This is a genomic window from Ancylobacter sp. VNQ12 (assembly GCF_049445835.1).
Lineage (GTDB): Bacteria > Pseudomonadota > Alphaproteobacteria > Rhizobiales > Xanthobacteraceae > Ancylobacter.
The window spans coordinates 1-10,120 of sequence record NZ_JBMSDU010000041.1 but is presented as its reverse complement, the minus strand read 5'-3'; the positions used below and the strand labels follow the sequence as shown (position 1 = coordinate 10,120).

The 10,120-nt window shown below is 61.4% G+C and carries 11 protein-coding genes and 1 pseudogene; 4 read left to right on the top strand and 8 right to left on the bottom strand.

The genetic code is table 11. The features are described from left to right. Positions 1 to 200 precede the first annotated feature (200 nt). A pseudogene (locus ACO2RV_RS24585) lies at positions 201 to 1,865 on the top strand (type IV secretory system conjugative DNA transfer family protein). 11 nt (positions 1,866 to 1,876) lie between these two features. Continuing rightward, complete coding sequence (locus tag ACO2RV_RS24580; RefSeq protein ID WP_423296833.1) at positions 1,877 to 2,266, top strand: hypothetical protein; 390 nt, start codon at positions 1,877 to 1,879, stop codon at positions 2,264 to 2,266. An 89-nt stretch (positions 2,267 to 2,355) separates the two neighbouring features. On the opposite strand, the gene ACO2RV_RS24575 is transcribed toward ACO2RV_RS24580, so the two are convergent. Both ACO2RV_RS24575 and ACO2RV_RS24570 read right to left on the bottom strand, forming a co-directional pair. Further along, positions 2,356 to 2,637, bottom strand: coding sequence for a helix-turn-helix domain-containing protein (locus tag ACO2RV_RS24575; RefSeq protein WP_008878354.1), 282 nt, complete (start codon positions 2,635 to 2,637; stop codon positions 2,356 to 2,358). Positions 2,638 to 2,650: 13 nt separating this feature from the next. Continuing rightward, a complete protein-coding gene (locus tag ACO2RV_RS24570) occupies positions 2,651 to 2,956 on the bottom strand; it encodes a type II toxin-antitoxin system RelE/ParE family toxin (protein WP_423296836.1) in 306 nt (101 codons plus the stop codon). 152 nt (positions 2,957 to 3,108) lie between these two features. Here ACO2RV_RS24570 and ACO2RV_RS24565 point away from each other — a divergent pair, with 152 nt between their 5' ends. Continuing rightward, entirely contained in the window at positions 3,109 to 4,386 is a 1,278-nt protein-coding gene (locus ACO2RV_RS24565; RefSeq protein ID WP_423296832.1) for an IS256 family transposase, read from the top strand. 203 nt (positions 4,387 to 4,589) lie between these two features. Further along, positions 4,590 to 6,041 (top strand): sensor domain-containing diguanylate cyclase, encoded by a 1,452-nt coding sequence (locus ACO2RV_RS24560; RefSeq protein ID WP_423296831.1) that lies wholly within the window; start codon positions 4,590 to 4,592, stop codon positions 6,039 to 6,041. 818 nt (positions 6,042 to 6,859) lie between these two features. Here ACO2RV_RS24560 and ACO2RV_RS24555 read toward each other — a convergent pair. The 6 genes from ACO2RV_RS24555 to ACO2RV_RS24530 form a co-directional block, all read right to left on the bottom strand. Next, entirely contained in the window at positions 6,860 to 7,156 is a 297-nt protein-coding gene (locus ACO2RV_RS24555; RefSeq protein WP_423296830.1) for a hypothetical protein, read from the bottom strand. Between the two features lie 119 nt (positions 7,157 to 7,275). Then, positions 7,276 to 7,830: an AAA family ATPase gene (locus tag ACO2RV_RS24550; RefSeq protein ID WP_423296835.1), complete on the bottom strand. Its 555-nt coding sequence runs from the start codon at positions 7,828 to 7,830 to the stop codon at positions 7,276 to 7,278. Between the two features lie 60 nt (positions 7,831 to 7,890). After that, the gene (locus ACO2RV_RS24545) at positions 7,891 to 8,196 is read right to left on the bottom strand and encodes a type II toxin-antitoxin system RelE/ParE family toxin (protein WP_423296829.1); all 306 of its coding nucleotides are present in this window, start codon (positions 8,194 to 8,196) and stop codon (positions 7,891 to 7,893) included. Beyond that, positions 8,193 to 8,462: a CopG family ribbon-helix-helix protein gene (locus tag ACO2RV_RS24540; protein WP_423296828.1), complete on the bottom strand. Its 270-nt coding sequence runs from the start codon at positions 8,460 to 8,462 to the stop codon at positions 8,193 to 8,195. Before ACO2RV_RS24540 ends, ACO2RV_RS24545 begins: the two co-directional genes overlap by 4 nt. 275 nt (positions 8,463 to 8,737) lie before the next feature. Beyond that, positions 8,738 to 9,553 carry a helix-turn-helix domain-containing protein gene (locus ACO2RV_RS24535; protein WP_423296827.1) on the bottom strand — a complete coding sequence of 272 codons (816 nt, stop codon included), beginning with the start codon at positions 9,551 to 9,553 and terminating at the stop codon, positions 8,738 to 8,740. A 271-nt stretch (positions 9,554 to 9,824) separates the two neighbouring features. Then, on the bottom strand, positions 9,825 to 10,100 hold the full coding sequence (locus ACO2RV_RS24530; protein WP_423296834.1) for a ribbon-helix-helix domain-containing protein: 276 nt from the start codon (positions 10,098 to 10,100) through the stop codon (positions 9,825 to 9,827). Positions 10,101 to 10,120: the final 20 nt, after the last annotated feature.

Here is a 10,120-nt window from a genome sequence, read left to right as displayed (position 1 = left end):
CAGCCCATGTCACGACCAGATCACCCTGAGACCCGGTCTCCCGCCGCATCGCCATCTCACACGCCCCCGTCCGAATCGCGATGTTCAGACGGAATCAGGCGAATGCGACTTCGTCAACGGGCTGATAAGGAACTCTTTGCCGATCTGCTCGGCAACGTGCCGGCCGGGCAAACGGCGGGGAGCGCCGGCGAGGCAACATCGTGAACCGGGCAACGCTCGCATGGGGCGCTTTCAAGAACATACTGCGCGCCGCCGCGCATGATCCTGTATGGGCTTTTGTCTCCCTGATAACTATGCCGTTCCGCATCTGGCAAACGCTGCTGCGCGTTCTGTTCATCCTCATCATTGCGCTTTTCGTCGTCGGTCAGGGTGGCCGGTTTGCGCTTAACGATCTCGGCTATGGTCCCGGCACGATTCCGTTCATTGCGCTCGATCTCGTCACGCTGCTGGTGCTGGCCGCCATCGTCTTCCGCATCGTCACCAATCCGCTGATTATCCATTTCGGGGACATGGAAGGCGAAACCCACGGCTCGGCCCGCTTCGCCACGTCAAAGGAAGTCGCTCCCCTCACCCGCGCCGATACCGGCCTGCTGATCGGCCGAGACGCCAAGACGAAAAGGCTGCTGCGCTATGACGGCCCGGCCCATCTGCTGACGATGGCACCGACCAGAACCGGCAAGGGCGTGGGAACCATCATCCCCAATCTGCTCACCGCCGACCGCTCCGTGATCTGCATCGACCCCAAGGGCGAAAATGCCAAGATCGCCGGCCGCGCCCGCCAGAAGTTCGGGCCGGTCCATGTTCTCGACCCCTTCGGCGTCACCGGCCTGCCCTCGGCCGCCTTCAATCCGCTCGACCAGCTCGACCCGGCCGGCCTCGATGTCGCGGAAGATGCAAGCACCCTGGCCGACGCGCTCGAGTTCGATGAACCGGGCATGGCCGGAGAGGCGCATTGGAACGAGGAAGCCAAGGCCCTCATTGCCGGCCTGATCCTCCATATCGCCGCCCAGGAGCCGCGTGAGCGCCGGAACCTCGCCACCCTGCGCGACTATCTGACACTCGCCCCGGAAGCCTTCGCCGCGCTCCTGAAGGACATGCAGGCATCCCCTGAAACGGCCGGCCTGGTCGCCCGCGCAGCAAACCGTCACCTCGGCAAATCCGATCGTGAGGCGGCCGGCGTGCTGTCGGCCGCGCAGCGCCATACCCATTTCCTCGACAGCCCGCGCATGGTCGCCGTCCTCGGCCGCTCCGATTTCCGCTTTGCCGATCTCAAGCGCCGCAACGTCTCCGTCTTCCTCGTCCTGCCGCCCGATCGCCTGTCCACCTATTCGCGCTGGCTGCGCCTGCTCGTCGCGCAAAGCCTCACCGACATGGCACGCGATCCGGCCAAGCCGGCAACGCCGATCCTCTATCTGCTCGATGAGTTCGCCGCCCTTGGCCACCTTGCCCCCGTCGAACGCGCCTGGGCCTCATGGCCGGTTACGGCGTCCAGCTCTGGCCGATCCTGCAAGACGTTCACCAGCTCCGCGCCACCTACGGCCAGCGCGCCGGCACATTCCTGTCGAATGCCGGCGTTCTACAGGTCTTCGGCGTCAACGATCACGACAGCGCCCGCCTCGTCTCCGATCTGCTCGGGCAGGAAACCGTGGTGTTCCAGACCATGAGCCGGGCGCTCGATTCCGACAAATCCGGCATTTCTTACGGCGAGCAACACACGGCCCGCCCGCTGCTGACCCCGGATGAGGTCCGAAACCTGCCGCAGAATGTCGAATTGCTATTCCTCGCCGGGCAACGGCCGATCGTCGCCGCCAAGCTCGCCTAATTACGCCGATTCCGAGTTCCGGGGGCTGTTCGACCAAGCATGAAGGATGAAGTTATGACCGACACCGAGGCACCCGAATGGCCCGATCCGGCCGACAAGGCCCATGCCGTCGAACAAGCCAAGCAGCTCCGCAACCAGGTCAACGAGGGCGGGTTGCGGTTTGAAGCCTATTTGCCGCCCTCGCTCGCCCTGTGGCTGCTCGACAGGATCGAACAGGGCAAGTTCCTCGATCCGTCCGAAGCCGTGTTCGTGATCTTGGGCGAACATAAGGAGCTGGAACCCCATGCCGATCTGCGCCGGGAACTGCTCAAGCGCAGCATACAGGCGGCCGCCGATGATCCCCGGCCAGGTATTTCGGGCGACGAAATGAAAGCACGGTTGCGCGAGAAGTTCAAAACCCCCCTGCCCGAGCCGGCCAGATGGGAAAAGTGGCCCCGGCGCTGACGCAACGGGGCTTTGTCACTGGCGGCCCTCCGGCTCACTACAGCGCGACATGGGCGCGCGTTCGCCTCCGGGCCGGTCGCGGGTTGCGCCTATGCGGCCTCGGCAATATCGAGCCTCACCGCAAGCCCGGCCTGGGTGGCAAGATTAATCAGCGTATCGAGGCTGAAATTCGTGATCCGGCCGCGCAGCAGGTCGTTAAGCCGGGGCTGCGTGATCCCGAGACGCCGTGCCGCTTCGGCCTGGGTGACTCCCCAACTCCGTACCCGCTGCTCAACGGCAATCAACAGATTGGAACGCATGGTCATGTTCGCGGCCTCGGCCGGCGTATCTTCCAGTGCATCCCATACATTCGCAAAGCTCTGACGTTCCATTGTCACGCCTCCGCTAGATTTGCCGCAACCGGGTCGCGGCTAGGTCCAAATCTCGTTTCGCCGTCTGCTGCGTCTTCTTCTGGAAGGCGTGCAGCACATAGACGGCATCCTCTATCTTGGCGATGTAGAGCACCCGGAAGGCTCCGGCCTCGATGCGGATTTCCCGCACCCCCTGCCCTACACTCGCCATCGGCTTCCAGTCGCTCGGTTCAAAACCCTGCTGAACCTTGTGAAGCTGGACACCGGCCTCTTTCCGCACCGTCTCGGGAAACTCCCGCAACTGCTCAAGGGAATCCCCAAGAAATTCGAGCCGCTTCATGTCAGCCATCAACCCTTTATATCAAAGTTTGTATATCTCCTGCTAGCCCTCCGGGCGGGGATGTCCCGATCGATGTTGAAATTGGAGGGCAGGCGTTGCTCACCTTGAGCCTGTAGGCTCGGGGTGTCGAATCCGCAAAGGAGAGCAACGCCATGAAGAAATCTACCACATCTGCCGCCGCCGTGCCGACGGCAATCGTTGAAGAGGCTTGGCAACAAGTCAGCGTCAGCTTCGAGCGGTTCTGCCTGACGGCGGGCATCGCCACTTTGACCCGCATGATGGAGGAGGACGCCGACGGGCTCTGCGGTCCCCGCTATGATCATGGTGATGGCAAGGACGGTCACCGCTGGGGCAAGACCAAGGGCAAGGTCGGCGTCCACGGCGGCAAAGTCGAGGTCGAGCGCCCCCGTGTCCGCACCCGCCAGGGCGGAGAGGTAAGTCTGCCGAGTTGGGAAGCCGCCCAGTCCGAAGACCTGCTGAGCAAGTGGGCGCTGTCTCAGATGCTGATCAACATTTCGACGCGCAAGTTCGGGCGATCTGTTCGTTTGCCGGAGGGTGACATTCCTGTCGTCAAGGGCACTGGCGTGTCCAAGTCGGCGGTGTCGCGCCGGTTTGTGGCGTTGTCGGCGGAACGCTTGAAGGACTGGATGGCGGCGGACCTCTCCAGACTGGACCTGCTGATCATCCAGATCGACGGCATCCACATCGAGGAGGATATGATGCTGCTGGCCGCAGTCGGCATCGACGGCGGGGGAGTGAAGCATCCGCTGGGCGTGCTGGAGGGGGCGACGGAGAACACCGCCGTGGTGCAGGCCCTGCTCGACAACTTGATCGAGCGAGGTCTCGACCCTGCCGTCTGCCGCCTGTTTGTCGTCGATGGAGCCAAGGCGCTGACCAAGGCGATCCGCAACACCTTCGGACACCATACGCCGATCCAGCGCTGTCAGGTCCACAAGGCCCGCAACATCACGGATCGTCTTGCCAAGCCCCTTCACGCCAGTGTCCGCAAAACGCTGCGACAGGCGTGGGAACTGAATGACGCCGACAAGGCCGAACGGCTGATCAAGAACCTGGCCCGCCGCCTGGAACATAACTATCCCGGCGTTTCCGGCAGCATCTTGGAGGGGATCGACGAAATCCTCACCGTCACCCGCCTTGGATTGCCGGTCGAATTGCGCCGGTCGCTGGCCTGCACCAACATCATCGAGAACATGAACGGGACCATCCGGCAGGTCTGCCGCAACGTCAAACGCTGGCGGGACACCAGGATGGCGCTCCGCTGGACCGGCGCCGCCATGCAGGAGGCCGCCAAGGGCTTCCGGCGGCTCAAGGCGCACAAGCAACTGCCGACCCTGCGAGCGGCCCTGCTTGCCCATCAGGTCAAGCATTCCATCAACTCCGATCTTGAACAGCAAGCCAAGGCCGCGTAGCCTCTTCAAACACCGACGCCTGCCAAGCGAATTTCAACACGGCTCGGGACATTCCCCTCCGGGCGAACCGGCGTTGAGGCTTGGCTTGCAACCAAAATTCGCGAAACTACGGCTTTCGCCTTTCTGGGATCCTGGCCGTATTGCAGATGTTTACGGAAAGACTTGGAAGATGGGGTCTCCCACCGATCCTTGCGGCAGTAGCGGTGGCTCTTATCGTCGTCATTCAGGCCTGGGCGCTGGGAGGCAGCTACCAGGCTGAATGGAAGCTCGAGACCCGGTCGGCCGAAAACACCCTTCACACGATAGCGGCCAACATCCAGCGCAACCTGGAATTGATAGACCTGTCGTTAGCGCGCCTTGCCGACGCCGCGATGGATCCTTCGGTCAGGACCTTGCCGCCAGCCATCCGCATGAAGGTACTGTTCGACAATTCCGCCAGCGCTCGTGGATTCGGTGCAATGCTGGTGGTCGACGCCGACGGAAAGATCGTCGCCGATTCCGCCTCGGATCCCCCGCGTGTCGCCAATCTGGCGGATCGCGACTACTTCAAGGCGCAGATAGAGCCTGGCGCAGGCTTGTTCGTGAGTGCCCTCTTCCGCAGCCGGCTCAGCAACGGGGTACTCAGCGTCGCGTTGAGCCGGCGGCTCTCTTACGCCGACGGGCGTTTCGCTGGCGTCGTCGTTGCCACGATCCGGGTCGCATATTTCAGAAGCCTTTTTGAGGGCCTGACTCTCGGTGCAGGCAACTCAATCGCGGTTCTGAATACCGATGGAACGCTGATCTACCTCTACCCGACGCCCCAAGTTGAAGCGAAGAACAGTTTGGGGAAAGTGAATGCCGGGCCAGCCGCCGTGAAAAACGCCGGTGAGTGGGTGGCGGGTTCGCCAGTGACGGACGGCGTACGAAGGTATTTTTTCCGGGAAAAGATCAACGGGTATCCATTATTTGTTTTGGGCGAAATTTCTTACGACGACGCGATGGAAGGCTGGTACCGCCAACTGACCGTTTCCGTGATTGTCGTCATATTCACGTTGCTGATCGTCGTTCTGACGATCCGCTCCCTCCATGTCGCCTTGATCCGGAGCCGGGACATGGAGGCCAAGTTTGAACGCCTTTCCCTGACCGACGCGCTTACACACATGCCGAACCGGCGTGCCTGTGAGCTGGTCCTTTCGGTTGAGGATCGTCGGGCTGCGCGAAGCGGGCAGAGCGTATCGGTGGCAATGGTCGACATCGACTTTTTCAAAAGGGTCAATGATCGATACGGCCACAAGGTCGGCGATCAGGTCATCGCGCGCGTGGGAGCTATGATCGAGGCTACGGTGTGCCGCCCGGGGGACTATGCGGCGCGTTATGGAGGCGAGGAGTTCCTGATCATTCTCCCACTGACCGACACCGACGGTGCGCTGTTTGTCGCAGAGCGGGTTCGACTTGCGGTCGAGGGCCTCAGCCTCAGGGAAGTTGCCCCTGGCCTGGCCGGGGTTACGTTGAGCGTCGGCGTGGCAACACGCAGGCCTGATGACGCCGCCACTATCGAGCAGCTCGTCGAGCGCGCGGACCAGGCGCTGTACCAGGCCAAATCCCGCGGGCGGAATCGGGTAGTGGTCCATGACCGGTCTGACGAACCGGACCCGGAGCAGCTCATGGTGGGTTGATCGTCGTGCTGAGGGTTTGCCCAATCGGCCCCGTCGACGCACCGGCTAATCAGACCCGTTCCACCTCGTCCAGCGTCACCTTATCAGACCGCCGGTCATGGAGCTGGGTGGTGCGTATGGACGAGTGTTTGGCCAGCGCTACCGCACGCTTGCCGGAGATATGGAGCAGTATATGCCAAGATGGCCTACGTCTTGCGAAATATCTATCTACGATATTTATGTAATAAATTCCGATCTATTTTGGTTCCAAAAGGCTTATTTATCTCACTAATGTCAAACAAAATCATATTTATATGGAATTAATTGTTAATAAATTTCAATAAATTGTAAATATGTCTGGTTGCGACCGTCACATATACCCCTTGACTCATGCAGGCATGAGACTCATATAGGCACGTAAACCTACCTGCAGCGTGCTGTAGCTCCAAAGGCCGCCGGGAGAGACCTTGGCGGCCTTTGCGTTTTCTGGTATTAGGTTACGCATGCGTACCTCTTTATAGGTCGATGGGTTTAATTTCCATCACCTGCGACTGCAACGCCAGCGCCAGCGCCAGCGCCAGTTTCGATAGCTGAATCTGAAAGCCATGGCCGAACAACTGGTGGGTGACCACGCGCAGTTACGAACAGCCCTCCGGGCCAGCGTGGCGCTTGCGCTGCGATCTACCGGCCGACCTGGTGCAATCTCTATTCGGGAAAGAACCACGGCCGCAGTGATAGCCCCCGACCGGCCCGCTCTCATCATCTACGGCCGTAGGGGCGGTCGGGGGCGGGCCACGCGTGAAAGCATTAGCGTATTAAACTATCTACGTATCCACGTATTAGCGCGCATAAGGCTTGATCGCCGGTAATCCATGTTGCGCCAGCACCGCCGACAACCCGGCCTCGGCCATTGCCTGAATCGTTGTTCCCTCCGCATCTGCGAGCTGGCGAAGGCGCTGCCAGTCCGATCGCCGGACCTTGACCGTTAGCGCGACAGTTTCGCCCCCTCCCCTCTTTCGCCTTGGCGTCGGGATTTCCACGGCCGGCCGGTTGTCCTCGATCGCTGCAAGGCTGGTGGCTTCCGCGCCAGCTTTCGGACGGGTGAAGGCCGCAAGGCCGGTTGCTTTCTTTGCCATAGGTTCCGCTCCTTCGATACGAACTTACGTATTTAGCTATTTACGCTCTAGCGTACCCTTAATCCACGCCCACAAAGCCCGGATTTCCTCCGCTGCTTTGCCCTCTGCCTCGCACTCCGTCACGGCGCTGCCGGTCGTGACGGCGCGGGCGAACGCTCGCCGGTCTGTGATCTCGCCAGGAACGATCGGCAGCCCATAGGCTTCCAACGCCGCGCGCGTCTCCCGACCTCGGGCGCACGGAAGGGACAGGCCGACAAGATAAACACGCCGCGCACCTTCGCCGCCGTCACGATCTCGACGGCGGCCGGGACCGCAGCGAGGTCAAATGCGGACGGCCGAACCGGAATCAAGACCAGCTGCGACCTCCGGGCGATCTGGCCGGCCGCCGGAGCGGCATGGGGTGGGGCATCCACTACAGCCAAGGTGATGCCCTCAGCCTCGGCCGCCCTAAGCGCCGCGTCTAGCTCGCCGGCCTGTGCCGTGGCGACGATCGGCGTTCCGGCTTCCCGCGCTCTCGCCCATGCGGTCGCGGTCTCCTGTGGGTCCGCATCAATGACGCAAACCCGTTCGCCGGTCGCCTCGGCCGCCTCGGCCGCCTCGGCCGTATGAACCGAAAGCGTGGTTTTTCCGCTCCCCCCTTTTGGCTCAAAAACGCTATGACGTTCATGCGTCAATCCTTTTTTGCGGTAATACGTATTACGGAATATAGCTAGCAACGTTACTACGTCTTTACGCTAGTGCGGCCATTCCTCGGCTGGCCAGTCCCGCGACGTGTGAATGACGCGTACAATCACGACGCTTTCCCGGCCCGCCACGTCCCGCAGCTCATAGGCAATGATATAGGGAAGCCGGGCGAGAGACTTTTCATAGGTTCCGCTCACCCGTCCCGGCCGTCCGGTCGCCATTTCGCCTAGCTTGTTCCCGGCTTCTTCGATCGCGTCCACGGCTCGTTCGGCGGCCAAAGGGCTGTCCTCTGCGATATATCGCAGGATTTTGAGGTTATCCCGCTGTGCCTCAATCGACCAGAAAACCGGCCTCATCCGCGCGCGGCTTTCCGGCGCTTCGCGTCCTGGATGACCTCACGCATTTCCGTGACCGCCTGCGCATGGGGGATCACTCGGCCGGCCGCTGCGTCGGCCATACCGCGTTTGATGCCGTCGATGATTTCAAGCTCGCGATCGACATAAGCGGCGACTGCCTCGCCGGCGAGGAAGGATCTGCTTCGCTGTGTGTCGCTCGCGATCCGGCCGAGCTTTTCTTTCACATCGGTGCGAACCCGAATCGTCATCGTGGTACTGGCGGTCATAAAAACGGCTCCGTGTTGAATTGTGTACACCCTAGCACGTTTCTCCGGCCACTTCCATCAGTTTCAAATAAGTAAAGACGGCGACACGTAAATACGTATGAACGTACCTAATTGGAAACCGGCCTTGCCTCTTTGGTCCTCTCGTAAGCCCATGCGGCATTGGCTGGAGGTGGGGGCGGGTGAAGATTTTGCTGTGATGGTGCCGAACCGGACCGCATAATAGGCGGTCCGGAACCGCCGCAGGGCTGCTTTCGCCGCCCTGCGGCGGCGACTGCTTATGTTTTCTCTCTTAGATAAAGATTAGATTGGGATTCAGTCTGCTTATCGGACTCACGTTTCATCAAACCCTTTGCAACGCGGGCAAGCGCCTGTCCCATCAGGTTATCGCCCGTATCGAGCAAGGTCCGCTCATCGAGGGGCAGGGCCTTTTTGTAAGCGTCGATTGCCTCGCTCCATACCTGTTGATCCTGTCCATGATCCGCTGGCGGGGGAGGGGCCTTACCCACCCGGCCAAGGAACTGCCGGGCCTTTTCCGGCAGGGACATGCGATAGGCGTTGCTCGCCTGCTGCACCTGGGGACCGCGCCCCTCGTTACCGGTCGGCTCGTAGCGGCGCAGCCAGTCGACGAAACCATGCGCCCGCAGGTTCTTCAGCGCCCGCACGATTGTATCGCGGGAGCGGCCCAGGCGGTCCATGATCGTAGTGATAGACGGCTCCAACCGCCCGGTGCGGAAGTCGATGAGGTTTACGAACAGCCGCAGCACGCTCAGCGCCACCGATCCAAGCGGCCCGCTGCGCTCGCCCTTCTCGTGCAAACCGGCCTCATTGTAGATTTCAGCGGCCTTCAGGATCGCTTGCACATCCTTGCGCGTCGTCGGCCGCCATATCTGGCCTTCGGATCGCCCCTTGAAATGGCTGCGCCGGCGAACCGGTGTCGGGCACCGTGCGGCCGGGGGAGGGAAGACCAGGCCAAGTGCGCCCTGTCCCGATCCCTGCCAGGCTGATCGGCGCTCATAGGCGAGCGCGGAAAGTTGGCCGGCGTCTGCCTCGGAGAGCTGGCCTGCGCCGTAGCGTGTCCAGACCTCCCGCATGATATCATCGACCGCGTGCCCGCGCGCGCAGCCGATCGCGGCCGCGATTGCGTCCTCAACATCTGTCCTTCGTCCTTCCATTTGAAGGACATGACGGCCTTGGCCGGCAGACACAGCTTCCCCGTTTTCGCAAGAATCAATCTCGCGAAGTGGAGTGCTATAGAGTAGATAAGGGGAGAGTTATCGGCTCTCTTGGAGAAGTCCCCTCTCTACGGTGTGTCTGACGGCCTACAAAAACGCTCGATCGTGCCACCGATCGGGCGTTTTGCCGTTATGCCCCTTGCTGCTTCTCGATATAGAACCTCAATGCTTCCTCGATGATCGGTGCGCGTCCTGACACGCCTCGTTGCTCCTTGATCTTGTCGATAGCTTCGACAAGATCAACCGGAACATAGGTGTTGAGAGCCAACGACCGGACACGATCTGTCGCGCCCGATGGGGATCGTGTCCCACCAAGTGGTGTAGGTGGCGCTGGCGGTCGCCGTGCTGTTCGGCGCGGGCCTTGCTGATCAGGATGCCGCGGCGGGCATGCTGATGAGGGGATCATTGCCCAGCGGGGCGATGGTT